Below are 25,936 nucleotides of genomic sequence, written 5' to 3'. Positions count from 1 at the left end.
CGATGACGACGACCACTCCCGGCGTCTCCGGCACGTCCCAGGAGACCGAGCCAGCGCAGACGGAGCAGGCGACCCCGGCTCCCGAGCCGACCGCACCGCCGTCCGACGCGTCCGGGCTCACCCACCGCCTGGCCACGCTCGACCGGCTCGTCGAGCTCGGCGACGGCCGCGTCGATCAGGCGCTCATGGACGACGCCGCCGAGCTCCTCGGCCGCGCCGGCCAGCGGCTGCGGCTGTCCGGCGACCACACGATCGTCGCGCTCGCAGGCGGCACCGGTAGCGGCAAGTCGTCGCTGTTCAACGCCGTCTGCGGCCTCGAGCTGTCCCCGACGGGCCTGCGCCGCCCGATGACCTCCTCGGCGCACGCCTGCGTCTGGGGTCTCGACGGCGCCGGGCCGCTCCTGGACTGGCTCGAGATCGACAAGCGCCACCGGTACGCCCGGGCCAGCGCGCTCGACCAGAAGACCGGCGGCGACGGCGGCTCGCTGGAGGGCCTCATCCTGCTGGACCTGCCCGACCACGACTCCATCCGATCCGAGCAGGTCGCCGAGGTCGACAAGTACGTCGGCGTCGCCGACCTGCTGATCTGGGTGCTCGACCCGCAGAAGTACGCCGACTTCGCCGTGCACCGGCGCTACCTCGAGCCCCTGGCCGGACACGACGGCGTGAGCCTCATCGTCCTCAACCAGGTCGACCGCCTCGCGCCCGAAGAGATCGACGAGTGCGTCAAGGACCTGCGGCGCCTGCTGGAGGCCGAGGGCCTGCGCGCCCCCCGCATCCTGACGACCTCGGCCAAGTCCGGTGCCGGGATCGACGACTTCCGCGAGGTCATCGCGGACACCGTGGCCGCACGGCGGGCCCGCACCCAGCGCCTCGTCGCCGACCTGGACCGGCTCATCCAGCGGTTCGAAGGCGCCTTCGGTGACATCGAACCGCCCACCACGGTCGACGCCAAGCGCACCGCCGGCCTCGTCGAGGCGCTCGTGGACGCCGCCGGCATCCCGGCCGTGGCCGAGGCGATGGAGAGCGCGTACGGGCTCCGCGCCCTGGACTACGTCGGCTGGCCGCTCACCCGCCTCGCCGCCCGGCTGCGCAGCGACCCGCTGCGCCGCATGCGCCTCGGCGAGCTCCGCGACGAGCTGCGCTCGGCGTTCACCGCCCCCGTCAACGCCCAGCAGGCCCACATCGACAACGCCTTGCAGGACGTCGCCGAGGACGTCGTGCGCGACCTGCCGCCCTCCTGGCGGAAGTCGGTGCGCGAGGCCGGCCGGTCCAACGCCGAGGCGCTCCCCGAGGCCCTCGGCACCTCGCTCCGCGACGTCGTCCCCGCGTTCAACCAGGTGCCGGCCTGGTGGTGGGCGGTGCGCATCTGGCAGTACCTCCTGCTCGTCGTCGCCGCCGTCAGCCTCGTCTGGCTCGGCGCGATCGGCGCCTTCGCCGGACTGAAGCTCGCCCACGCGCCGACCCGCCTCCTCGGCGAGGCGGGCGTCGCACCGTACGTCGCGCTGGTGTTCGCGTGCGTCCTCGGCCTCGGCGCGCTGACCGCCCTGGCCGCCCGGAACATGATCTCCCTGACGGCGGTGAAGCACAGCGAGCGGATGGAGCAGCAGATGCGCGAGGGCGTCACCACCGCCGCCCGCGAGCTCGTCATCGAGCCCATCGAGCAGGAGCTCGCCGTGTACGCGCGGTTCCGCGACGAGGCGGGCCACGCGATCCGCGACGTCGCCCCCTAGGGACACGGAGTTATCCACAGTTCACGGAGAGGTCTGGTGAGCGGGGTCTCGGATCCTCGACGGTGGGTGTGACGGCGGCGGCGTAGGGCCGCCGCGTACGCACCGGAGGAGCCTTCGTGAACGACGCGCTGATCACCGTCATCGGTTTCGTGGCCGCCGAGCCCCACTTCGAGGTCCTGTCCAGCGGCACCGCCCTGATGTCGCTCCGCATCGGCAGCACCCCGCGCCGCTTCGACCGCGACCTCGGCCAGTGGCGCGACGAGGATCCGATGTTCCTGACCGTGACCTGCTGGCGGTCCCTGGCCACCAATCTCCAGGAGGTCGATTTCAAACGCGGCGATCCGGTCATCGTCACGGGCCGGCTCCGGCTCCGGGAGTACGCCAAGGACGGGCAGGTGCGCTTCTCCGCGCAGATCGAGGCGACCACCGTCGGCCACGACCTCAGCCGCGGCGTCGCCCGCCTGCAGCGGTCCCAGCGCTCCGCCGTCAATCTGGCGGAGGACCGCCGGCAGGCCGACGACCTCGCCGACCGCTGGATCGAGTCGGAGGAGCGCGCCGACGGCACCGAGGAGCTCACCACCCAGGTCACCGGGGAAGCCGACGAATCCGACGAGACCACCGAGCCGGCCACGTTCCGGGCGGTCGCCTGATGCGCCCCGCCGGCGTCTCCTGGGCCCGCACCGTGCAGGCCACCGCGCCGCGGCCCCGGTAGGCCGATCGGAAGGCTTGCGGAGGAGTGCCCTTCGGCGCCTGCCGGGCCCGCGTCGTGCCGGCCGCCCCGCCCTGGCGTGGGTAGGGACCGACCGGAAGGCTGACACATGGGGTGCCCTCCGGCGTCTCGCGGTCGGGCTCGGGGAAGGTGCGGCCGGGGTGGTGGCGATTCCGCAGTAGGGCGGGGCGTGCCCCGTCGGCGTCTCGCGGTCGGGCTCAGGGGAAGGCGGCGGCGGTCGGGCCCGCCGGCGTCGAGGTGCCCGCGGCCCGCCGCTACATCCCCGGCACGCCGGCCGCGGTCGGTGTGGCCAGGGTGGCGGCGATTCCGTAGTAGGGCGGGGCGCGGCCCGGCGTGCCTCGTCGGCGTCTCGCGGTCGGGCTCGGGGGAAGGCGTCCGCGGTCGGTGTGGCCAGGGCGGCGGCGATTCCGTAGTGGGCGGGGTGCGGCCCGGCGTGCCCCGTCGGGGTCTCCTGAGCCCGTGCGGCGAGGTCACAACGGGCCGTGCGCATAGGCCGACGAGCGGGCCGCCGCGCGTCCGGAGCAGGGCGGGGGCGTCCCCGTGCACGCCCCCGCCCGTACGGTTCACCGGCGTCCCCGTGCACGCCCCCGCCCGTACGGTTCACCGGCGTCCCCGTGCACGCCCCCGCCCGTACGGTTCACGGGCGTTCTGCTGACACCGGCGGCACGATGACGGCCGGACGGCCGGGTTCCGGGCCGGTGTCGGTGCCTGACCGGCCGGACGGATCTCGCCCGCGCCGAGGCGACAGGGACGGCGAGCGGTGCCTACCGGATCGCCTTGGAAATCGGTCGTCCCCGGATCCCTGTCAGGGGATGAGGACGGTCTTGCCGCTCACGCGACCGGTCTCGGCGTCGCGGTGCACCGCCGGGAGCTCGGCGAGCGGGCGGGCCCCGATGTCCAGGCGCACCACGCCGCTGTCGACCAGGGCGACGAGCTCGGCGAGCTGGGCCGGATCATTGCGGGCGACGAAGTGCGTCCCCGTCACGCCGGTTCCCGTCGGAGGCTCCACCGGGACGGTGATCGACACCAGCGCACCGCCGGGCCGGACGACCCGGCAAAGTGCTTCCACGGCCTCGGCCGGGATCGGGGCGAGGTTGAAGACCAGATCCACCGGCCGGTCGAGGACCTCGTACGGCGAGGTGCGCGTGTAGTCGATGATCTGTTCGGCGCCGTAAGCACGGACCCGGTCCGCGCTCCTGGGCCCGGCGGTGGCGACCACGTGTGCGCCGGCGTGGCGGGCGAACTGGACGGCGAACATCCCCACGCCACCGCCCGCCCCGTTGATGAGGATCCGAGTACCCGATGCGAGGCCCGCGTGTTCGAACAGTCCCTGCCAGGCGGTGAGCCCGGCGACCGGGATCGCCGCGGCGTGGGCGAGCGGTAGGGCGGCGGGAGCGCGCACCAGCCCGCCGGCCGGGGCCGTGAGGTACTCGGCCGCCGCGCCGCCCTTGTCGACGCGGCCGACGAGGTGGTCGCCGATCTCGAAGCCTTCGGCGCCGTCTCCCAGCTCGACGACCGTCCCGGAGGCTTCGGACCCGAGGGTGAACGGCAGGTCCAAGGGGACGACGTCCTGCATGAAGCCGCTGCGGAAGCCGACGTCCGAAGGGTTGAACCCGGCCGCGGCCACCCGCACCAGCACCTCGCCCGGGCCGGGGACGGGCCGGGGCACCGGCTCATACCGGATTACTTCGGGGCCACCGAAGGCATGGACCCGCGCGGCCATCATCGTGGCGTTCGGATTCGTGGCTCGCCGGCTCGATACCGGTTCTGCTGTCATGAGTCCCCCTGTCTCAACCGATGCTTCGACCGCCACACCCGGCATCGGGCGCGGCGATCTTCGAGTGACTCGACGGTAGGGGCGGCGCGCGAGACGGCCAATGTGTACTCGTCTCGGATTCTTACGCCCGCGTCTCGCGAAAGCCGTCGCTACCATCCGGTGATGGACGTGCTGAGCGACGTGATCGCCGTGATGCGCACCGGTGCGCCCCGATCGGCCCGGGTGGAGTGGCAGGCGCCGTGGGGACAGCGATTCCGGCCGGTGCCGGGAGCGGCGGGCTTCCAGATCGTTCTGCGCGGAACCTGCTGGTTGATCCCCGAAGACGGGGATCCCGTCCCGCTGTCCGCCGGCGATGTGGTGTTTCTACCGCACGGAGGGTCGCACGGTCTGGCCGGCGCTCCCTCCACGCCCCTGGCCGAGCACACCTGCGATCCGCAGGACGACTCCCGGTTCGAACGCAGGTACGCCGCCCCGCCCGCAGGCCGGCGTGGCAATTCCCCGACCACGGTGACGTTGTGCGGGGCGTACCAGCTCGACGCCGCTCGCGTCCACCCACTGCTGAGCGATCTGCCACCGCTGCTGCATCTGCCCGCCAGACTCGAACGTCATCCCCGACTGCGCGCCGCGGTCGAACTCCTCGGCGCGGACCTGGAGGAACCACAGCCGGGGACCGACGCCCTCGTGCCCGCGCTGCTGGACACCATGCTCGTCTACATCCTGCGGGCCTGGTTCACCGAGCAGTCGGTGCGCGGCGGAGCCACCGGATGGGCGGCGGCCCTCGCCGACCCGGCCATCAGCACCGCCCTGGAGGCGATCCATCGCGAGCCCGCGCATCCCTGGACCGTCGCCGACCTGGGCGCGCAGGCCGGGCTGTCGCGGGCCGCCTTCTCCCGGCGCTTCACGGCCCTGGTCGGGCGCCCGCCCCTGGCGTACCTGACCTGGTGGCGGTTGACCACCGCGATGCGGCTGTTGCGCAGCTCCGACGCACCGCTGCACACCGTGGCCCGACAGATCGGCTATGCCTCGGAGTTCGCCTTCGCCAACGCGTTCAAACGGGAGTTCAACGTCGCGCCCGGACGCTACCGGCGCGACGGCCGCTCGGGAACGCCGAGCGGCCGTCGCCTCGAGCGAAGTCAGCCGGATCGGATCGGCCGGCGTGCTGCTGACACCGAACACCCCGTCACCCGCTGACGGGCGCCTCCCAGACCACCGCGTACAGCTGAAGCGGCAGCTCCTTGTCGCTCTGGATGACGGTCAGCCCTACGCGACGCCCGAGATCGGGATGCCGCCAGATCGAGAGGCCGTCCCCCCAGGCCAGAGTGTCGAGCGCTGTCGGCACGCGCGTTCCGGCGAAGCCGGTCTGCGTCCACTCGTAGCCGTCGACGATCTCCGGCTCGCCCCAACGCCCGGTGAGGGCCGCGGCCAGTGTGTCCTGCATCGTGGTGATCTCGCGTACGACCGTATCCATCTCCTCCTGGGGGACCGGGTCCCAGAAGTCCCGTGTCTCGTGGAGGACGCACAGATGCCAGTTGGTGCCGCTGCTCGCATCGTCGGTTCCCGGCTCCGACTCCGGAAACGGGACGGCGAGTAGTTCGTCGAGGCGGCGCAGCTGGTCGCCGTCAACAGAATCGATCATGGGCGGAGGTTAGCGATCGTCCCCGACAGGACTCCGTAGGCCGGGAACGGGGGCCTGCGGCGCCCGGCCCGCTGAGAGTGCGGACCGGGCGCCGTAGCCTGGACGTCAGCCGGAGCGGATCGGATAGACGTGGACGCCGGCCTGATCGCTGTTCGTGGACGTGTGCGACAGGCCCTTCGGTGAGGTGTCGAGGAAGGACCCGGGCACGCGGGATCCGGGGACCTCGAGGTACGTGCCCGGGTCACCCGAGCCGTTGGCATAGCCGACGCCGGCCGAGGTGCCGCCCAGACCGCTGTGGCCCCCGCTGAGATCGCCGCTCTCCCAGCGCAACTGCGTGTAGCGGAACACGATGTCGAACGCTCCGTCGCCGGCGTCGCGCCGGTCGACGAGGTAGAGCTCGAAGGAGTTCAGCGGGTCGGCGTGGGCGTCGTAGTAGCCGACCCCGTCGTACAGGACGCAGAACGCCCGCCGTCCCTGCACCGTGCCCATCCCGTACCGGACCGGCTGCGTGCGCGGGGCCCGGGTGTCGACGTCGGCCCACCACGGGGCAATGATCGGCTCCGTCATGTCCTTGAAGGGCTCGGGGGTGAAGTCGGAGAACGCTCTCTCGCCGAAGCTGACGTTGCCGTTGTTGTTCACCCAGAGCTCGGAGAACCGCCGACCCTTGAAGTTCAAGGTGAAGGGCAGGCTCACCTTCGGCCCGGACTGGTCGTCGTTCGGCACGACCCGGTTGGCGTCGCAGCTCACGTCGGCCCGGTCACCGTCGGCCTGGAATTCGTACCGGCCGGTGAAGCCGCCCGAGTCGAACACCCGCACCTCGTACCGTCCCGATTTGCGAAGCCCGGTGAAGCCCACCGAACCGCACCCCGGACCGCGGGTACGGCCGAGCGGCCGGCCGCTCGGGGCGACGAGCGTGATCGCGAAGGTGCCGGCGCCGGGGCATTTACCCGGCGTCGTGATCCGGACCGACTGCCCGGCCTTGAGGTCGACCAGGTAGCGGTCGGTGGCGTACGGCTTGTCCAGCGAGCCCGACACCCGGCGGCCGAGTTGGAGCTGAGCGGTGTCCTCGATCGGGCCGCCGAGCGCGGTGAGGTCGACGGTGGACCGCATCCGCTGGGCGACGACCGCCGCGTTGTCGGCGAACCGCCGGTCACCGGTGAGGGCGACGTCCACGATGCACTGCTCCAGCGCCGCGCCGGGCGCCACGCCCTTGTCACGGCAGATCCTCTCCGCCGCGGCCCGGTCCGCCGCCGAAAGTCCGGCCACCGACGCCCGCTGCGGCGGCTCGACCGGCAGCGCGCCGTCCCGCGGAATCGTGCTGCGGAAGAACGACGCGGTCCCCTGGACCCGCCAGCTCGCGCCGAACTTCCCGTACAGCTGCTGGAAGTCGAGCGGATCCTTGACCGGCGTGCCGTCCCGCGCGGTGAGGTCGTTGGTCGCGTTGCTGTCGGCGTTGCCGAGCAGGCCCCGTACCTTCCCCCACCGGCTCTTGGCCAGCGTCAGGAACGCGTTGTCGGCGATCCAGCGACCGGCCATCAGCTCGGTCCCGTCCGGCCAGTGGACCACCGCGCCGCGCACCTTGCCGAACGTGAGCACGGCGCCGCCGGGCAGCTTGGTCGTGATCCCTTCCTTGAGCGGCAGCCGCCTGCCGTCGAGGGTGGCCACCTGCGGATCCAGCGGTTCGGAGGTCGTGTCGTCGCCGAAGGCGATCACCGAGCGGCCGACCCGCGCGGCAACGCCACGGTTGACCGACATCGACGTCGACCGGTGCGGCAGCCGGGTGTACCGCCCCTGCACCATGAAGTCGTCGGTGGTCGACTCGGCCAGCACGTAGTCGCCCGCACCCTGGAAGTCGACCGAGCCGCCGTCGAAGGTGACGAAGTGCGGGTCGCCGTACGATCCGCCGGTCGCCGGAGGCAGCGGCCCGTCGTCCCGCGTGGTGCCACCGTCGCCACCGCCACCACCGCTGCCCGGCGGCACACCGCCCGGCGGCAGCTCGCACTTGTCGGGCCCGGCAGCAGCGCCCTTGGCGGCCTCGAGATGAGCCTTACAGGAGTTCTGGCAGGCGTCGCCGACCCCGTCGCCGTCCGAATCGGCCTGGTCCGGGTTGGCGACGGCGGGGCAGTTGTCGAGTTTGAAAGACGCCCCCGTCCACGGCTGAGAATTCGGTACGCCGTCTCTGTCCTTGTCGTTGCCATAGAGGCTTGTGATGTCCTGCTTGGTCTTCTTGAGCTTTGTCTCGACCCGGAAGAGGTACGGCTTGCCGGCCACGTCGCCGGGGCTGCCGCCCGGCTGGGGGGTCGCTTCGAGCTGGCTGAGAAGGATCGTGCCGCCGATCTGAGCGGCGGTCGAACCAGGGTTGCCGTCGCAGAAGTCGATCGAGTCGAGCACCTCGAGAGTCGGCTCGACTTCGAGATCCACCCGCTTCAACACGCCCCGGTCGTCGGCGGTGGGGATGAACCGCATCGGGCCCGAGAAGTTCCGCTGATCGGCGAAGGTCGTCGGACCGGGGGGCAGGGTGACCTGCCCCGGGCCGCCGGCGATGATCCCGGGAACCCGGCCCGGGTCGTCCCACGTGATGTCGACCGACTGCCCGACCGGCCGGTAGTCCGAGAACTTCTTGGTCGTGGGCGTCTGCGGTGCCGCGAGGGGCGGCGGCGCGGCCCTGATCGTGTCGATCAGATCACTGATCACCTGGTCCGTCGCCGCTTTGGTCTTCGGCTCGTCGCGGAACTGCGCGAGCGCGCCGGCGTCGGTCACCTCGGTCCGGTCGTGCGTGCGCCGTCCACCCTGAATGAACTTCTCGATCATGTCCGCCGAGGTCGTGCTGCCGTCCGGCGGACGGCCGCTCGTGGCGTACAGAAAAGGGAGCAGGTGCGCGCGCAGGTCACGCCTGACGAGCGGGACGTCGAACCTGCCGGTGAGCGGCTTGCACCAGTCGGACGGGAGCACCGGCAGGTCCGCCCGCACCTCGAGACCTCGCAGCCGATCGACCTGGAACACCAGCGTCTTTCCCACGACCTTGGCACGCGGCGTCGTCACGGTCATGCGATCCGGATCGAAGCCCTTGATCACTGTCCTGGCCGGTTGGAGCCCGACGACGCCGGGCTCGACGGCCACGGTGATCGGCTTGGCGAAGCGCAGGCCATTGGGCGACAGGTCGAGGATGCCCGAGCCGAAGATCTCCTTCATCCCGGTGACCTTCAGCGGCGTCAGGTTCAAGCGGGTCGGCTTGCGCACCGCGCCCGCCGGAACCGTCACCCGCCACCCCTTCCCGGCGTACGACCCGCCGCGCGGACCGACCTGTACGGGCGTCGCGAGCTGCTGCACAGGCGTGTCGAGGGCCTGGCCACGCCCGGCGGACACCGCGGCGACCGCCAGTTCGCCGAGACGCCCCGGCCCGTGAACCGAGACGGCGACGCTGCCGTCGGGCAGTCCGATGAGGGTGTACCGGCCGCTGCCGTCGGTCTTGGCGGTCCGGGATCCGTAACTCGCCGTGGCGCCGGCGACCGGCTTGTGCGTGCCGGCGTCCAGCACACGACCGGTCACCTGGCCACGTGCCTTGCCCGACCGCTGCTGGACCGTCACACGCTTGGTCAGCCGCCGCTTGCCGGAGTACGCCGTGACCGTCAGGTGATTTCGCCGAGAGGGCCGCAGCAGCACCTCCACCGAGAATGTGCCTCCCCGTCCGGTGAAGGCCGCGGCCGGAAGGACGCCTCCGCTCACCATCACCACGCTGCGAGCCGCAGTACGCCCACGAAGCGTGACACTGCCGGACCGGGTCTTACGAGGTGCGGACACCGTGAGTCCGGTGGCCACGTGCGTCGCGGCCGTCGCCGCCTCCGCGGGCGCCTGTGCCAGGCCGAGCGCCATGGCGATCGCCGCCGTGACCGCCATGGCCCGGGCGGCCGCCCACTCTATGATCGACGGCCGGGTTCGCCGATTATGCATTTATCAACTCCCCGTTTTTGCGCTAAAATCGCCGATCATTGACTAATTGGACGTTCGCGACACTCGCCTGTCCGCTTACTTCATCGGCGACGTAGAAATGCCGATGTTAACCGATGTCGCAGGCTTCACCCGGTGAAATGCGCCTGTATTCGCGATGTGAATCTTTGCAGGCAACTGGCCGCTTTTGGCCAGCTGAATCCTTGTCGGCTCCTGTTTCATACTCATATGGATTAATCGGCGCCGCTAACCCCAGATACTCGACAGTCGAGGAATAAGTGGACGAATTCCTTGCGTACCCGCGGGGTGAGGGTGTTGAGGCGAAGCAATGTGCGATGGGCCACGCGCCGTGGGCCGTGCCAGGGGATTCCCCTGGCACGGCCGCGCGTCAAAGGGCCTTGAGTGCGGCGGTGACGACGTTCGCGAGCGGGGCGGCCGGTCGGCCGATGAGCTGCCGCAGATCAGTGCTGTCGGTGTACCAGTCACCGCGGCTGATGGCGGCCGCCTTCTCGGGGCTGCGTACGGCGGCGACCGGCGGGCACACCGCGCTCCAGCAGTTCTGGGATGACAAGACGGCCGAGGCGACCGGTGGCCGCGGTGATGGTGATCATCGTGAAGCGGCTTTCTTCTGGACGTCGCCTCCGGCCAGGTGCATCGGGAGCCGGTCGAAGACGCTGATCACGCGCGTGATCTTGCCGTTCTCGACGGTGATGTAGTCGATGCCGCGGAAGTCCTTCAGGAAGGGGGTGTCGGTGGTGTACACGGCCGCCGCGTGGGTGTCATCGCCCAGGACGTCGATGACGGCGGCGCTGGTGAGCGAGAGCGCGAACGGCTCGAGGAACCTGCGGTAGCCCTCCACTCCCTCGAACGCGCCGTTCGGCGCCTCGCACACGACGTCGTCCGCGAGGAGGCTCAGGGCCTTGTCGACGTCCTTGCTCGTCCACGCGCGGACGAAGTCCTCGGCGACCTTCTGGGCGAGCCCGTTCGTTCCGGTCACAGCCAGTTCCTTTCGTGGCGCTTCGTCCCCTGTAAGGCCGGGGACGCCTGGAGCCGCCCCCTGTGGGCGGCCCGTCTACCTGCATCGTCACGGAGGTATATGTCAGGCAGTGTCATATACCCGGGTAATTTCGGAGGCATGAGAGCCGAGCGTCTGCTGTCGATCATGCTGCTGCTGCAGACCCACGGGCGGCTGCCCGCGAGTGATCTGGCCGAGCGCCTGGAGGTGTCGGTCCGCACGGTGATGCGTGATGTGGAGGCGCTGTCGGCGGCCGGGGTGCCGGTCTACACCGTGCGCGGCCCGCACGGCGGCATCGCCCTGCTGCCCGGCTACCGCACCAACGTCACCGGGCTGACCACCGACGAGTCCCGCGCGCTGTTCGTGCTGCTGTCCGACCGCGCCCACACCGAGCTGGGTCTGGGCCAGGCCCTCGGCTCCGCGCTGCGCAAGCTGATGGCCGCGCTGCCCGCCCCGCACCGGCCCGACGCCGACCTGGCCAGCCGCCGGATCCTCATCGACCCGGTGCGCTGGCGCGGTGGCCCCGCACGCTCGGCCGCTGTCGATCTGGCGGTGCTCCAGCAGGCGGTCTTCACCGACCGGCGGCTGCGGCTGCGCTACCGGCACGGCCGCGACAACCGCGTCCGTTCCTACACCCTCGACCCGTACGGGCTGGTCAACAAGGCCGGCACCTGGTACCTGGTCGCCGACCACCGCGGCGAACCCCGGCTCTTCCGGGCCGACCGCGCTCGGTCCGCCGCGATCCTGGACGAGCCCGTCCGCCGCCGCGACGGCCTGGAACTGGCCGACGTCTGGGATGGCCTGCGCCGCCACATCGACGAGATTCCCGTACCGCTGCTCGTCACGGTGAGCGTCAGGCGGGAGATCCTCGGCAAGTTCCTGCGCATCCACCAGGCCGACCTGGCCGGGCCTCCTCCCGTCGACCTCCTGCCCGACGCCGAACCCCGAACCGAACGTGTGCCCGTCGACCTGCGCTTCCCCTCCCTGCGCGCAGCGGAGGTGCTCCTGGGGTTCGGCACCGACGCCGAAGTCCTCGCGCCGCTCGACCTCCGCAAGGCACTGGCCCACAAGGCAGCCGAGGCCGCCGCCCGCTACGCCGCCGATCCCGACCATCCCGGTCCGGCCTGACATGGCAAGGCCGCGCAGCCGGGAAGGTCCTCGGACGGCGTTCGCAGCCCATGATTCAGCCCGAGTCGTGCCGGACGGCGCCGGTACGGGTCCGCGCCGGCGCGGACCCGTACCGGCGGTCCAGACGAAGCGGCGTGTCGTACGGGTGCCGCCGGAACGCCCGTGAGGAGGTTGGCCGCAAGCGGACAGACCCGCGTGGCGATGCCGCGTGGGCGGGGGAAGGGGAAGTGGTGGTCGTCAGATCCAGGAGATGCCGCGCATCGTGCTTTCCTTCCGGGATGGCGTCCGCCGACGTGGGGAGTCGGCGGTGCGAGCACGTCAGGTGCGGCTCGGCGGGGTGCCCCACCGACCCGGGCGGCCGCCGCCCGCCGCCGGGCGTCCTAAGAAGGTACCGAATTTGTTGCCCACTCCGCACACATTGCAACTATCCTATTACTGAACGTGATTCGATCAAGAGTGCACGAGCCGCCGTCCTGCGTCGCGGGGGCCGCCCTTGGCGGGCGGTCACGGCCTGACCCGTAGGGGGATGAATGACGGCACTGCAGACCTCCGGCGACGGACGCGGTGACGTCGCCGCGATCCCGCGGCGATGGCCGTTGCTGGAGCAGCCGCCACTGCTCGCCCCGTACGTGTTCGTGGTCGTCGGGCTGCACGCCGTGCTGACCGTCCTCGCGGTCACGCACACGACGTGGCGCGCCCAGGCGCTGATCTTGTTCGGCGCGCTGCTGGCCTGCGGGGCGATCAGCATCGAGGCGTCGCGGCGGCTCGGCATGCCGGCGGGTGTCGCGCGTGACCTGCTGTCGGCGTGGTGGCTGCCCGCGGCACTGCTGCTGCAGCCGGTGTACGCGCTGCTGATGCCGATCCCGTTGCAGATCCTGCTGCAGCTGCGGGTGCGCCGCACGATGCTGCACCGCAGGGCGATCGTCATGGCCTCCTACGGGCTGGCCGGCGCCGCCGCCTCCGTGGCGTTCCACGCCGTCATCCCGCACCCGCTCCGCGACGCGGCCCAGTGGCTCACCGACCTCGACGCCATGATCCCCTCGGTGGTCGTGTGCGCCGTGCTCTTCACCCTGATCAACACGGCGATCGTCGTGGTCGCGGTGCACATCGCCAATCCCGAGCTCTGCTGGCGCGACGCGCTGTGGGACCGCGAGATCCTCCTGCTCGACACGGTCGAGGTGTGCGTGGGGATCCTCATCACCATCTCCTGCGCGCTCACCCCACTGCTGCTGTTGATCGCGCTGCCTCCGGTGATGCTGCTGCAGCGCAGCCTGATCCACCACCAGCTGCGGAACGCCGCGCGGCTCGACGCCAAGACCGGCCTGCTGAACGCCGCGACCTGGCAGCTCGAGGCGGACACCGAGATCACCCGGGCCGTTCGCACCGACGAGTCGATCGCCCTCCTCCTCATCGACATCGACCATTTCAAACGGGTCAACGACGCGCACGGGCACCTGACCGGCGATCAGGTGCTGCACGAGGTGGCCACCACCCTGGTCCAGCAGCTGCGGGAGTACGACGTCGTGGGCCGGTTCGGCGGGGAGGAGTTCGCCGTGCTGCTCCCGCACGCCGACATGCTGGAGGCGTGCCGGGTGGCCGAGCGGCTCCGCAGCCGCGTGGGCCGGATGTGCGTGCCCGCCGACGACGCGACGATCACGGTGACGATCTCGATCGGGGTGGCCCTGTTCCGCACGCACGGACACGATCTGATCGAGCTGCTCGCGTCCGCGGATCTGGCGCTGTACCGGGCCAAGGAGTCCGGCCGCAACCGCATCTGTCTGCCGGCGACGAAGAAGCCCGGCGAGCGTCGCCAGATCACGGCGAGGCCATCCCCCCGGAGGCTCTAGTCTTGAGGGCATGCCGGAGTACATCTATACGATGCAGCGCGTGCGCAAGGCGCACGGCGACAAGGTGATTCTCGACGACGTCACCCTGAGCTTCCTGCCCGGAGCCAAGATCGGTGTCGTCGGGCCCAACGGCGCCGGCAAGTCCACGCTGCTGCGCATGATGGCCGGCCTCGAACAGCCCTCCAACGGTGAGGCCCGGCTCATGCCCGGGTTCACCGTCGGCATCCTCGCGCAGGAGCCGCCGCTCAACGAGGACAAGACCGTCCTCGGCAACGTCGAGGAGGGCGTCGCCGAGACCAAGGCGATGCTCGACCGGTTCAACGAGATCGCCGAGAAGATGGCGACCGACTACTCCGACGAGCTGCTCGATGAGATGGGCAAGCTGCAGGAGCAGCTCGACCACCGCAACGCCTGGGACCTCGACAGCCAGCTCGAGCAGGCGATGGACGCGCTGCGGTGCCCGCCGGGCGACGCCGACGTGACCACGCTGTCCGGTGGCGAGCGGCGCCGTGTCGCGCTGTGCAAGCTGCTGTTGGAGGCGCCCGACCTCCTGCTGCTCGACGAGCCCACCAACCACCTGGACGCCGAGAGCGTGCAGTGGCTGGAGCAGTACCTCGAGAAGTACGCCGGCACCGTACTCGCGGTCACCCACGACCGCTACTTCCTGGACAGGGTCGCCGGCTGGATCTGCGAGGTCGACCGCGGCCGCCTCGTCGGGTACGAGGGCAACTACTCCACCTACCTGGAGAAGAAGGCCGAGCGCCTCAAGGTCGAGGGCCAGAAGGACGCCAAGAAGAAGAAGCGCCTGGAGCAGGAGCTCGAGTGGGTCCGCTCCAACCCGAAGGCCCGCCAGACCAAGAGCAAGGCCCGTCTCCAGCGGTACGAGGAGATGGCGGCCGAGGCGGCCAAGTACCGCAAGCTGGACTTCGAGGAGATCCAGATCCCGCCGGGCCCGCGCCTGGGCACCACGGTGATCGTCGCCGAGCACCTGACCAAGGGCTTCGGCGACCGTCTCCTGATGGAGGACCTGTCCTTCAACCTGCCGCCCAACGGCATCGTCGGCGTGATCGGCCCGAACGGCGTCGGTAAGACGACGCTGTTCCGGATGATCGTCAACGCGGCCGGCGCGGGCGCGCCCGACGGCGTCACCGCGGACGAGAAGCCGGACGAGGGCAGCCTCAAGGTCGGCGACACCGTCAAGATCTCCTACGTCGACCAGAGCCGGGGCGGCATCGACCCGAAAAAGAACGTCTGGCAGGTCGTCTCCGACGGCCTCGACCACATCAAGGTCGGCCAGGTGGAGATGCCGAGCCGCGCGTACGTCGCGGCGTTCGGCTTCAAGGGCCCGGACCAGCAGAAGCCGGCCGGCGTGCTGTCCGGCGGTGAGCGCAACCGCCTCAACCTCGCGCTCACCCTCAAGCAGGGCGGCAACGTGCTGCTCCTCGACGAGCCGACCAACGACCTCGACGTCGAGACGCTGAGCTCGCTGGAGAACGCCCTGCTGGAGTTCCCCGGCTGCGCCGTGATCACCTCGCACGACCGGTGGTTCCTCGACCGCATCGCCACCCACATCCTGGCGTGGGAAGAGGGCTCGAACTGGTTCTGGTTCGAGGGCAACTTCGCCGACTACGAGAAGAACAAGATCGAGCGGCTCGGCGCCGAGGCGGCCCGCCCGCACCGCGTCACCCACCGCAAGCTGACCCGCTGAGACACGACGAAAGCGCCGCGAGACGTCTCGCGGCGCTTTCGTCATCAGGTCACGAGGGCAGACCCCACGGGGGAGCGGCCGGGGCCGCCACCGGCGCGACGCGCGTGTCGGGCCGGGTGCCCGCCGGGTAGATGAGCGCCTCGTCGCCCTTGTGCAGCTCGATCTCCAGGACACCGCCGTTCTCGTGCCACTTCGCGGCCTTACCGTTGCGGCGCACCTCGTACGGGCCGGTCATGCCGCCGGGGATCAGCCGGAGCGGCTCTCCGGCCAGGCTGCGGACGCTGATGAAGGCCGTCCGGCCGTCGCGCCGTACGGCGGTGACGAGGAACGCCCCCTCCGTGCGCAGGTCCTGCACGGCCACGTCGTTCCAGCCGGACGGTATCGCGGGGAAGACCCGGATCGTGCCGCCCCAGCTCTGGAGCAGCATGTCGTGCAGTGACTGGGCGCCCGACAGCGGTGTCTCCATCACCGGACCGGACTCGGCGTACATCGTGTTCGGCTTGACGTACGTCGTCAGGAGCGTGCTCAGGTTGGTGAGGGCGGAGTCGCCGTCGCCGAGCAGCGCGTTCATGGACGCCCCGCCGGTGAACGTGTAGCCCTGCTGCGCGCCCGGCAGCCCCAGCCAGTGGGCGAGCGAGCGTTTCAGCAGGTCCCGGTTGGCCGGGTCGGTGACGTCCAGCACGTGCAGCGGATGGAACCACAGCATGTGCGAGAAGTGCCGATGACTCGTGGTGAGCTGGACGTCGGCACCGATCCACAGCCCGTCGTCGCCCTGCGGCGGCGGGACGAGACGCTTCAGGACGTCGTGCCACTTGGGGATCAGCGGATCATCGACCTTCAGGCGTGCCGCCGCCTCCAGCAGCGCCTGGCAGCCCCAGGTGAGCAGGGCCAGGTCGTAGTTGCAGTCCCGGGTGGTGGCGTACTCGGGGGAGTACGTCGCCGGCAGGTGGAGGCGGCCGTCCGAGCCCTCCGTCAGGAAGTGCAGGTAGTAGTTGATCGCGCGGCGCAGCAGCGGGAACAGCATCGTCCTTAGCAGGGTGTCGTCCATGGTGTGCCGGTAGCGCATCCAGACGTCGTGCAGCGCCCAGGGCAGGTTGCCGACCTCCGGCACGCCGTAGTCGCCGCTCGGCACCTGCCCGGGGACGCCGAACGCGTCCGAGCGGAGATCCTCCTGCGTGACCCGGCCGATCCCGGCCGAGTCGGACCGGTACTGCTCGGCCGTGTTGGCGACGAGGTTGTCGCGGTACCGGTCGAGGGAGCGGGTGAGCGAGTCGAGCTCGGTGTGGCCGGTGGCGTTGATCAGCCAGTACTCCAGCTGAACGTTGAGGTTCCACCAGGTGCCGGGCCACGGCGTGGGCTGCAGCCACTGCGCGGCCGTGCCGATCACCGGCCGGTCGACGCGCGTCGCGCAGGCCATCTTGTACAGCTGGATCCAGTAGAAGGCCTGCAGCCGGGCGTCCGGCAGCGACAGGAAGCTCTTCGGGTAGAAGCGGTGCCACCAGCGCCGGTGCTCGCGGGTCAGCTCGTCGAGCGGCGCGGCCCGCTTCAGCCGCCGGGCGGCGACGTCCGTCGCGGTCCGGTCGGGGAAGGTGTGGGCGACGGTGGCGAGCAGCGTCCGCCCGTCGACGTGCCACGCCGTCGCCGTCCGGCCGCCCGCGACCAGGTCCTGGTCGCAGTGGTCGTTCGCCAGAACCGGGTCGGGGTTGTCCTTCAGACCGGCCGGGCGCGGTTTGGAAGCCAGCCGGGGTGACACCGCCGGGAAGGGCGTGAAGGTCCAGCCGACCGTCTCCCCACCGGCCGGCGTCGCGTCGACGACCAGCAGATCGCGGGTCGCGTGGACGAACGACCGCAGCGCGACCGTGCCGGCGGTCGTGGTGATCGTTCCGGAGAGTTCGGCGTCCCAGAGGGAGAGCCGCAGGTCGACCCCTGTGACGTCGCCCGCGGTCTCCAGGGTCAGGTAGCCGATGCGCAGCCGCGAGTGCCCGAACAGGGCGCCGACGCCGTCCTGGTGGTCGCGGACGCGGCTGTCGCCGAGTTCGAACGTGAGCCGCTGCCGGGTCGGATGCCGGTACGCGGCCGCGCCGAAAGCGCCGTTGCCCAGGAACGGCCCTTCGTAGAAGGTCCCCGGCATGCGTTTCCAGCGCAGGTCGGATCCGGCGAGGAACGCGGCCCATTCCCGCTCGGTCCGCATGCCTTTCGGCGGCGAGGCGGTGGTCGGGGTGGGCTCGGTGGGAAGAGCGTCGGCCGTCGCGGCGCCGAGGGCGGTCGCGCTGATCGCGGTGGTGCCGATGGCGGTGGTCCGGAGAAAGGCGCGGCGGGAGGTAGAGGACACGGTGGGCTCCAGGAGGTCGGATGAAATAGAGGGAACACGCCCACCTATGCGACGTCAAGGGGTGAATGATGGCTTTCAGCGACAAAGAGGTAGGACCTATCGGTCAATGGCTCTTGGCCGGTCACGCTCCCGGATCCCCGGAAGGCCGCCCCGCACGCACCCCGCGGCGACCGGACCGGGAGACTGGTGGCCGGCTCACGGAGCCGCTTCCCGCAGCCTCACGAGATGGATCACAGATGACCCGGCCCGCCCTCGACTCCGGTCATGTCGGCGTCCCGCGCAAGCACGTGCACGAGTTCCACGTGCGCTTCAGCGACATCGACTCGCTGGGGCACGTGAACAACTGCCGGTACCTCACCTACCTCGAGGACGCGCGGGTGGCGATGTTCTTCACCGATCCGCAGCGTGAGGGACGTCGCCCGCTGCGCGGCATCGTCGTGGCGCGGCACGAGATCGACTACCGGCGGCCGCTGCTGCTGCGGCCCGATCCGGTCCGGGTGGAGACACGGGTGACCGAGATCCGCGCCGCCAGCTTCGGCCTGGCGTACGAGGTGCGCGACGACGAGCACGTGTACGCGCGGGCGACCTCAGTGATCGTCGGCTATGACCTGGAGAAGGGGCGCACCCGGCGCTTCGACGAGCGCGAACGCGCCTTCCTGCAGGCGTACGCCGTGGTGGCCTGAAGCTTCGAGCACGGGACCGGGCGCAGTTGGTCATCGCCGCGTATGAGTCCGATCTCATGGGGTGACGGCGGGTCCGGTCGTTGCCGTCCGTGACGTTCGGCCGGGCGGCGACAGTTCCGTAACGAAGCCTGCGTAGCTCGGGATTTCCGACCTCTTTGGCCCCTACTGTCGCGGTTGCATTCTCGCGATCCGACACAAAAGGGGTAGGAATGCGCAACCTCTCTCGAGGAATGCTGGCACTGCTGCTCGCGGCCGGGCTGGGCGGTGTCGGCGGCACCGCGCACGCGGCGCCCGTACGAGCGGCGGACGACGACGTCCTGGCCAAGCTCAAGGCGATTCCCGGAATGACGGTGGAGGAGAAGCCCTCCACTCTGTCGGGGTACCGCTGGTTCTGGCTCAACTATCGCCAGCCGGTCGACCACCGGCACCCGGAACGCGGCTGGTTCGAGCAGCGCGTGCTGCTGGAGCACAAGTCCGCCGACCTGCCGATGGTCCTCTACACCAGCGGCTACAACACGCCGGAGACGATGTTCCTGTCGGAGCCGACGGGGCTCGTGGGCGGCAACCAGATCTCGGTGGAGTACCGCTTCTTCACGCCGTCGCGGCCCGAGCCGGCCGTGTGGAAGAAGGACACGATCTGGCAGGCGGCCACCGACGAGCACCGGCTGATCACGGCGCTCAAGGCCATCTACCACGGCAAGTGGATCTCGACCGGGGCGAGTAAGGGCGGTATGACCGCGACTTACCACAAGCGTTTCTACCCCTCGGACGTCGACGGCACCGTCGCCTACGTCGCCCCCAATGACGTCAACAACAAGGACGACAGCGCGTACGACCGGTTCTTCAAGAACGTCGGCACCGACCCGAAGTGCCGGACGAACCTGGAGAGCCTGCAGCGCGAACTGCTCAAGCGCCGCCCGGAGATCCTGGCGCGCATGAGCGCCGACGCCGAGAAGGCCGGCTACACCTGGAAGATCATCAAGACCGTCGACCGGGCCTTCGAGAACTCGGTGATGGACTTCGAGTGGGCCTTCTGGCAGTACCACCTGCAGTCGGAGTGCAAGGACATCCCGGCGACGACCGCCTCGACCGACGCCATCTACTCCTACTTCGACACGATCTCCGGCGCGCTGACCTACACCGACCAGGGCCTCGAGCCGTACATCCCGTACTACTACCAGGCGGGCACCCAGCTCGGCTGGCCGTCGCCGCAGTTCAAGCACCTGCACCCGCTGCTGCGCTACGAGAGCACCTACCAGCCGCGGACGTACGTGCCGAGCGACATCCCGATGCGGTTCGACCCGTCGGCGATGAAGGACATCGACCACTGGGTCCGCACCCGCGCGACCCACATGATGTTCATCTACGGCCAGAACGACCCCTGGGGCGCCGAGCCGTTCCGGGTCGGCCCGGGCAGCCGCGACTCGGCCGTGTACGTCGCGCCGGGCATGAACCACAGCGGCCGCCTGCTCGCCAAGCTGCCCGACGCGCAGCGCGCGCGGGCCACCGCCGACCTGCTCCGCTGGGCCGGTGTGTCGCCGGCGCAGGCGAGGACCCTCTCGGTCCCGCAGGTCGCCGAGGACCCGATGCTCGCCCAGCGCCCGCCGCTGTAACGAACCACCCGTCGCTCCGAGCGCCCGCGCCAGGGTGACGCCGAAGGCCCCGTCGCCGATCCAGCCCGGCGACGGGGCCTTCGTATGCCACCGCCTGTCTCATATTCTAAGACGCTAATATCAGAATATGAGCAGACGATGGTCGGTCCTCATTGTCGGGTTGTTCGCCATGGTCGCCGGGTGCGCCTACCAGTACGGCCTGCCGTACCTCATCCCCGCCCTCCGGGCGGACGGCGGGATCTCCCTGAGCCAGGCCGCGACGCTGATCTCCTGCCCGGTGGCAGGGCTCCTCGTCTCCCTCGCCCTGTGGGGCGTGGCCGCGGACCGTTGGGGCGAGCGGATCGTCCTCGCCACCGGCCTGACCGTGGCCGGCGGAGCGCTGCTGGCCGCCACCGCCGCCGTCCACCACCTCGTCGCGCTCGGAGCGTGCTTCTTCGTCGCCGGAGCCGGCGGCGCGTCCATCCACGCCGCCAGCGGCCGGCTCATCCTCGGCTGGTTCGCGGCCCACGAGCGAGGCCTGGCCATGGGCGTACGCCAGACCGGGCAGCCGCTGGGCGTCGGCCTCGCGGCGCTCGCCCTGCCACCGCTCGCGGCGGGCGCCGGACTCGCGGGCGGACTGGTCTTCCTCGCCGGCTGCTGTCTCGCCGCCGCGCTGCTGGTGGCGGTTGTCGTCCGCGACCCCGCCCGTACGGGAGGGCATGAACCGCACGGCGGGCGCTCCCCGTACGGTACGCCGGTCCTGTGGCGGATCCACGCGGCGAGCGCGCTGCTCGTGGTGCCGCAGTTCGCGGTGTCGGCGTTCGCCCTCGTCTACCTGGTGGACACGCAGGGCTGGGACGCCGCGACCGCCGGCCGGCTGCTGGCGGCCGCGCAGGTCGGCGGCGCCGCGGCGCGACTGGCCGTCGGGCACTGGTCGGATCGCGCGGGCAGCCGCCTGCGGCCGATGCGCCTCCTGGCGCTGGGGATCGGCGTCGTCATGCTCGCCCTCACGGCGGGCGCGCTGACGGGCTGGGGCGGCGCCTCCGCCGTACTCGTCGTCGCGGCGGTGATCACGGTGACCACCAACGGGCTGGCCTACACCGCCGTCGCGGAGTACGCCGGGCGCGCCTGGGCCGGCCGGGCGCTCGGGATCCAGAACACCGGGCAGAACCTGCTCGCGGCGGCGACCCCGCCCGTGCTCGGCTCTCTCGTCGGCGGATCTGACTACGGGACGGCCTTCGCCGTCGCGGTCGCGTTCCCCGTCGTCGCGGCCCTGCTGATCCCGGTACGGTCCGAACGCGCACCGGGCCGTTCGGCGACACCGGAGCCGACCCGCGCGCGGAGCTGACCGACGCGGAGCCGACCCACGCGCGGAGCCGACCCGCGCGGAGCCGACTCAGCCGGGGGTGTTGATCAGGCTGTTCGCCGCCATGACGAGGTAGTCCCAGAGCATGGTCTCCAGGGGCTCGGGCAGCTCGAGCTCCTCGACGGCGTTGCGCATGTGGCCGAGCCAGGCGTCGCGCTCGGCCTCGCCGATCCGGAACGGCACGTGCCGCATGCGCAGCCGCGGATGGCCGCGCCGCTCGCCGTACGTGTGCGGACCGCCCCAGTACTGGATCAGGAACAGCCGGAGACGCTCCTCGGCCGGTCCCAGATCCTCTTCGGGGTAGAGCGGACGCAGCAGGGGGTCGGCGGCCACCCCCGCGTAGAACCTGTGCACCAGGCGGCGGAAGGTCTCCTCGCCGCCGACCGCTTCGTAGAAAGTGACCTCTTGTGTCATGGCGTGCCCAGCCTATGCGGCCGAGGTGTCCTCCTTGAACGTCGCGACGGCGACGCCGGCCGTGTCGAAGGCCTTCTTGACGCGTTCGCGCAGCTCCCGCGCAGTGTCGGCCTGCTTGCCCGGCGCCGTCTTACAGACGACGCGGACGACGATCGCCTCCCCGGAGAGCGCCTGGACGCCCCAGACCGTCGGGTCCTCCAGGATGATCTCGTCCCACGGCGGCTCGGCCGCCAGCGCCGACGCGGTCTCCGTCAGGATCGTGCGGACCTTGTCGAGGTCGACGTCGTACTCGACGGGGACGTCGAGGACCACGCGGGCCCAGTTCTGCGACTCGTTGCCGACCCGTTTGATCTCCCCGTTCGGGACGTACCAGACGACGCCGTTGACGTCGCGCAGGCGGGTCGTTCGCAGCGTGACCGCCTCCACCGTGCCCTTGGCGCCGCCGACGTCGATGACGTCTCCGACGCCGTACTGGTCCTCCAGCAGCATGAACATGCCCGTGAGGAAGTCCTTCACGAGGTTCTGGGCGCCGAAGGCGACCGCGACGCCGATGATGCTGGCGCTGGCCAGGAACGGCGTGAGGTCGAGCCCGAGGTAACCGAGCACGGTGAGGGCCGCGGCGCCGAGAATGATCATCGAGGAGATGCTCCGCAGCACCGACCCCATCGTCTCGGCCCGCTGCCGACGCCGCTCGCTGACCAGCACGGGGCTGCCGTCGAAGATCGTGCGGGTCTTCTCGCGGAGCCGCTCGGACATCGTGCCCTCGGCCATCCGCACGGTGACCTTGGTGATCAGCTTGTGCGTGAGCCTGCGCAGGACGAGCGCGATCGCGATCGTGAGGATGAGCTTGAGCGTCCAGGTGATCGGGCTCGTCCCGTCGAGCCACTGGTGGTACCAGTTGGCGACGTGCTCGTTGTGCGTGATCTGCCACGTCCACCGGCAACCCGTGCTGGGCGCAGGCGGATTGGTGATCTTCTCCGTGCAGGCGCCGGCGGGTGGGCCAGTGTCGCTGAGGAACGGCACGGCCGTCATCGCATGACGCGCGAACACGAGACATCCTCCCGAGCGGTGCCCGTGCTGGGCGACCACGTTGGACCGGCGAACCTACCCGATGGATGGTAGGCGACGGCGGGACGTCCCTCGTGCGATCCCGGTGAACGGGCCCCGCGGAGCCGGTCAGTCCGCGCCACTGGCAACAGGCTCCGCGGGGGGACTCGCTAGGCGCCGTGCGCCTCTAGGACACGGGCCACCTTCACCGCCGCGCCGCACGGGTCGTCGACCTCGTGCATCGGCTCGCCCCAGGACCACCAGAAGAACCAGGACCGGTGGTCGAGAGCGCCGGGCGCCGGCGCGCACATGACGTTCTCGGACAGGCTCGCCGCGTCGGGGTTGACGACCCTGCAGAACGCCGGGCCGGAGCGGCTGCGGACCACGCGTGCCACCAGGCCGCGTTCGCCTAACTCACGGACCAGACCCTCGAGATAACCCAGTCGACGTTCGTCGAACACCGTGTGCCTCCCTCACCAGATGAACTCGCGTCGCTACGCGGTGCGAGAATCGCAAGCCCTCCAGAGGCGGTCAAGGGCCGCTCGAAGACGCCGGAGACCATCTTCTGTCCACATGGGTAGAAGTTTTTCCACTGATGTTGGATCTTTTTCTGCTCCGGTATGGGGAGAGAGACCGTATCGCTTGCGTTTCTGACTGATTCGGTTGGCGTATCGCGATGCCGGAGTTACGCTGCGTACGCGAGATTTCATCTCCGTGGCCATGAGTTATCCGGTCGGACCTTTCCCCCCAAGGAGGCCGGGAGTGACAGATCCCCCAAGAACGGAAGTCACAGATCCCCGCAAAAAGGATCCACCTCGCAAAGAAGCTGATACTGCACGTCGTATCCGCGCCCGCGGGCTGGCGCAGGGTCATGCGCCACCCGACATTGCGAGGGAAATTCACGATCAATGCGGGCCGATCTTCGGAACGAGTCAGATCAAAGCCCAGCGACTCGCGCACGGCATCGCGCTGTCCGATGTCGTCGCGCAGGTCAGAGCGCTTTACGAGCTGGAGGGAAAGATTCGTCCCAAGCTCGGCGAGACGCTGCTGTCGGCGTACGAGAGCGGCTATAAGCGCCCGGGCCCCGAATATCTGCACTACCTGTGCAGCGTCTACCGCGTCGAACCCCCAGACCTCGGCTTTCAAGGGCCGTGCGTCTGCGGCCGCCTGCACGATCGCCCACGGGCCGGTGGTCAGGACGCGACGGCCCGCGAGCCCGACAGTGTGATCAGGCCGCAGGCCGTCGTCACGGACAGCAGTGAGTGGGCGTCCAAATTCGAACGGACCTCCGGTCCGCGCATCTCCCGGGTCCATTACCGCGCCGAGGACCCGGGCGGCAAGGACGGAGACGAGGAGGACATAGTGCTTCGTCGAACTCTCCTGCAACTTCTGGCCGGGGCAGGCGTGGTGCTCGACGGTCAGATCCTGGGGGCGGTGGACGGCATCCGCCGCCGGATGGACGACACGCTCGTCAACGCGACCGTGTCGCCGACCATGCTCGACCAGTGGGAGGAGACAGTACAGGGATACGGGCAGCAGTACATGTCGACGCCGCCGCTGCGGCTGCTCTGCGACGTCCTGCTGGACTTCAGCGAGGTCCGTCGCATGTGCGAGCAACGGCAGCCGATCGAGCTCCAGGAGAGGCTGTGCCGCATCGCGGCGCAACTGTCCGGCATGGCCGGCGTCATCATGATCGACCTCGGTGATCACCGCCTCTCCCGCTCCTTCTTCCGGACCGCCCGCACGGCCGCCGACGAGACCGGCGACCGTGCGATGCGCGCCTGGGTCAGCGTGCGCGAGTCCCTGGTACCGATGTACTACGGCGACCCGCGCGAGGCCCTGCACCTGGCGCGCCGGGCGCAGGACCTGGCCGGTCGCGCACCCAGCGTGGCCGGTGCGATGGCGCCCATCGTCGAGGCACGCGCCCTCGGCATGCTCGTCAAGCGAGGGCGGGGCGAGGCGGTGCCGAGTGCGAAACGCGCGCTCGCCCGCGGCCAGGCGGTCTTCTCCCAGCTGGGAAAGGACCAGGTCAAGGACACCGCCTTCGGCTACACCGAACGTCAGCTCGCCTTCCACATGGGCGACACCTACACCAACCTCGGTGACCACGGGAACGCCGAGGAGACCCTCCGGAAGGCGCTGACCCTCTACCCCGCCAGCGAAGAGCTGGACCGCACTCTGATCTGGCTCGACCGGGCGTCGTGCCGGCTGCAGGAAGGAGAGCCCGAAGAGGCGTTGCGCACCGCGAAGGAGACCATCCTCGGGGTGTCCGCGGCGCACCGTACCGACATCGTGATCCACCGTGCCCGCCAGCTCGCCAGCGCCGTGGTCGCGCAGTACGGCGACATCCGGGCGGCCCGCGAGTTCCGGGACGCGCTCGCCGGACCGGCCACGGCCGGGATCACCAGGAAGCAGGTCTGACCGGTGGGCCGTCCACCGGTCATCGTCTCGGCGCGGCCGCGAAGGCTCTACCCCGAGCCTCCCGCCTGGGAGTTCGCGGGCCTCCGCATCCGGCGCTACACCCCCCGCGACCATCGGGCGGTGTTCGCCCTCCACCAGGAATGCCTGTTCCAGGTGGGACTGCGCCCCGGCGACGGCGTGTACTACGACGACGACTTCCACAACATCGAGGAGGTCTATCTCCGCAACCGCGGCGAGTTCCTCGTCGGGGAGGTGCGCGGACAGATCGTGGCACTCGGCGGGCTCCGGCACGTCGACGACCTGACCGCCGAGATGGTCCGCCTCCGTGTCCATCCCGACCTGCAGGGCCGCGGGTACGGCGCGGCGCTCGTCACCGTCCTGGAACAACGCGCCGCCGAGCTCGGCTACCGCGTGCTCCGGGCCGACACCACCGTCAAGCAACGGGTCGCGATCGCCCTGTACCGCTCGTTCGGCTGGCAGGAGGTCGCGCGCGAGGCGACGGGAGAGACCGTCACCGTCTTTTTCGAGAAACATCTGGGATAGGGGGCCGTGAGCGGCG

19 protein-coding genes and 1 pseudogene are annotated in these 25,936 nt (G+C 70.5%); 11 read left to right on the top strand and 9 right to left on the bottom strand.

The window, feature by feature from the left end; all coding sequences use genetic code 11:
- Positions 1-2: 2 nt before the first annotated feature.
- Positions 3-1,733 (top strand): P-loop NTPase family protein, encoded by a 1,731-nt coding sequence (locus ABEA24_RS31425; RefSeq protein WP_345434998.1) that lies wholly within the window; start codon positions 3-5, stop codon positions 1,731-1,733.
- A gap of 116 nt (positions 1,734-1,849) precedes the next feature.
- Complete coding sequence (locus ABEA24_RS31420) at positions 1,850-2,383, top strand: single-stranded DNA-binding protein (RefSeq protein WP_345434996.1); 534 nt, start codon at positions 1,850-1,852, stop codon at positions 2,381-2,383.
- A gap of 885 nt (positions 2,384-3,268) precedes the next feature.
- Here ABEA24_RS31420 and ABEA24_RS31415 read toward each other — a convergent pair.
- Positions 3,269-4,240 (bottom strand): NADP-dependent oxidoreductase, encoded by a 972-nt coding sequence (locus ABEA24_RS31415; protein WP_345434994.1) that lies wholly within the window; start codon positions 4,238-4,240, stop codon positions 3,269-3,271.
- Positions 4,241-4,402: 162 nt separating this feature from the next.
- On the opposite strand from ABEA24_RS31415, the gene ABEA24_RS31410 reads away from it, so the two are divergent.
- Entirely contained in the window at positions 4,403-5,431 is a 1,029-nt protein-coding gene (locus ABEA24_RS31410) for an AraC family transcriptional regulator (protein ID WP_345434992.1), read from the top strand.
- Here the strand turns inward: ABEA24_RS31410 and ABEA24_RS31405 are convergent.
- From ABEA24_RS31405 to ABEA24_RS31390, 4 genes are all read right to left on the bottom strand, one after another.
- Entirely contained in the window at positions 5,421-5,876 is a 456-nt protein-coding gene (locus ABEA24_RS31405; RefSeq protein WP_345434989.1) for a hypothetical protein, read from the bottom strand. The two genes, ABEA24_RS31410 and ABEA24_RS31405, sit on opposite strands and share 11 nt — an antisense overlap.
- 105 nt (positions 5,877-5,981) lie before the next feature.
- Entirely contained in the window at positions 5,982-9,827 is a 3,846-nt protein-coding gene (locus ABEA24_RS31400) for a nidogen-like domain-containing protein (RefSeq protein WP_345434987.1), read from the bottom strand.
- A 385-nt stretch (positions 9,828-10,212) separates the two neighbouring features.
- Positions 10,213-10,395, bottom strand: a complete 183-nt coding sequence (locus ABEA24_RS31395; protein WP_345434985.1) for a hypothetical protein — start codon at positions 10,393-10,395, stop codon at positions 10,213-10,215.
- Positions 10,396-10,431: 36 nt separating this feature from the next.
- Positions 10,432-10,821, bottom strand: coding sequence for a nuclear transport factor 2 family protein (locus ABEA24_RS31390; protein ID WP_345434983.1), 390 nt, complete (start codon positions 10,819-10,821; stop codon positions 10,432-10,434).
- A 138-nt stretch (positions 10,822-10,959) separates the two neighbouring features.
- Between ABEA24_RS31390 and ABEA24_RS31385 the strand changes: the two genes are divergently transcribed.
- The 3 genes from ABEA24_RS31385 to ettA all read left to right on the top strand — a co-directional run bounded on the left by ABEA24_RS31385 (position 10,960) and on the right by ettA (position 15,522).
- Positions 10,960-11,967, top strand: a complete 1,008-nt coding sequence (locus ABEA24_RS31385; RefSeq protein WP_345434981.1) for a helix-turn-helix transcriptional regulator — start codon at positions 10,960-10,962, stop codon at positions 11,965-11,967.
- 530 nt (positions 11,968-12,497) lie between these two features.
- Positions 12,498-13,814 (top strand): GGDEF domain-containing protein, encoded by a 1,317-nt coding sequence (locus ABEA24_RS31380; RefSeq protein WP_345434979.1) that lies wholly within the window; start codon positions 12,498-12,500, stop codon positions 13,812-13,814.
- Between the two features lie 10 nt (positions 13,815-13,824).
- A complete protein-coding gene (ettA, locus tag ABEA24_RS31375) occupies positions 13,825-15,522 on the top strand; it encodes an energy-dependent translational throttle protein EttA (RefSeq protein WP_345434977.1) in 1,698 nt (565 codons plus the stop codon).
- A gap of 49 nt (positions 15,523-15,571) precedes the next feature.
- Here ettA and ABEA24_RS31370 read toward each other — a convergent pair whose 3' ends face one another.
- On the bottom strand, positions 15,572-17,854 hold the full coding sequence (locus ABEA24_RS31370; RefSeq protein ID WP_345434975.1) for a glycosyl hydrolase family 95 catalytic domain-containing protein: 2,283 nt from the start codon (positions 17,852-17,854) through the stop codon (positions 15,572-15,574).
- Positions 17,855-18,090: 236 nt separating this feature from the next.
- On the opposite strand from ABEA24_RS31370, the gene ABEA24_RS31365 reads away from it, so the two are divergent.
- From ABEA24_RS31365 to ABEA24_RS31355, 3 genes are all read left to right on the top strand, one after another.
- The gene (locus ABEA24_RS31365) at positions 18,091-18,537 is read left to right on the top strand and encodes an acyl-CoA thioesterase (protein WP_345434973.1); all 447 of its coding nucleotides are present in this window, start codon (positions 18,091-18,093) and stop codon (positions 18,535-18,537) included.
- Between the two features lie 209 nt (positions 18,538-18,746).
- Positions 18,747-20,150: a S28 family serine protease gene (locus ABEA24_RS31360; protein ID WP_345434971.1), complete on the top strand. Its 1,404-nt coding sequence runs from the start codon at positions 18,747-18,749 to the stop codon at positions 20,148-20,150.
- 127 nt (positions 20,151-20,277) lie between these two features.
- Positions 20,278-21,477 (top strand): MFS transporter, encoded by a 1,200-nt coding sequence (locus tag ABEA24_RS31355; RefSeq protein ID WP_345434969.1) that lies wholly within the window; start codon positions 20,278-20,280, stop codon positions 21,475-21,477.
- 54 nt (positions 21,478-21,531) lie between these two features.
- On the opposite strand, the pseudogene ABEA24_RS31350 reads toward ABEA24_RS31355, so the two are convergent.
- The 3 genes and pseudogenes from ABEA24_RS31350 to ABEA24_RS31340 form a co-directional block, all read right to left on the bottom strand.
- Positions 21,532-21,909 (bottom strand): annotated as a pseudogene (locus tag ABEA24_RS31350) (globin); the annotation flags it as partial.
- A 12-nt stretch (positions 21,910-21,921) separates the two neighbouring features.
- Positions 21,922-22,959, bottom strand: coding sequence for a mechanosensitive ion channel family protein (locus tag ABEA24_RS31345; RefSeq protein WP_345434967.1), 1,038 nt, complete (start codon positions 22,957-22,959; stop codon positions 21,922-21,924).
- A gap of 167 nt (positions 22,960-23,126) precedes the next feature.
- Positions 23,127-23,417: a hypothetical protein gene (locus ABEA24_RS31340; RefSeq protein WP_345434965.1), complete on the bottom strand. Its 291-nt coding sequence runs from the start codon at positions 23,415-23,417 to the stop codon at positions 23,127-23,129.
- A gap of 301 nt (positions 23,418-23,718) precedes the next feature.
- On the opposite strand from ABEA24_RS31340, the gene ABEA24_RS31335 reads away from it, so the two are divergent.
- On the top strand, positions 23,719-25,377 hold the full coding sequence (locus ABEA24_RS31335) for an NsdA family TPR-like regulatory protein (protein ID WP_345434963.1): 1,659 nt from the start codon (positions 23,719-23,721) through the stop codon (positions 25,375-25,377).
- Positions 25,378-25,380: 3 nt separating this feature from the next.
- A complete protein-coding gene (locus ABEA24_RS31330; protein ID WP_345434961.1) occupies positions 25,381-25,920 on the top strand; it encodes a GNAT family N-acetyltransferase in 540 nt (179 codons plus the stop codon).
- The last annotated feature ends 16 nt before the right edge of the window (positions 25,921-25,936 follow it).

This window comes from Actinoallomurus vinaceus, assembly GCF_039542055.1.
Classification (GTDB): Bacteria; Actinomycetota; Actinomycetes; order Streptosporangiales; family Streptosporangiaceae; genus Actinoallomurus; species Actinoallomurus vinaceus.
Note: the sequence above shows the minus strand (reverse complement) of the source record. Positions and strands in the feature narration are given on the sequence as shown.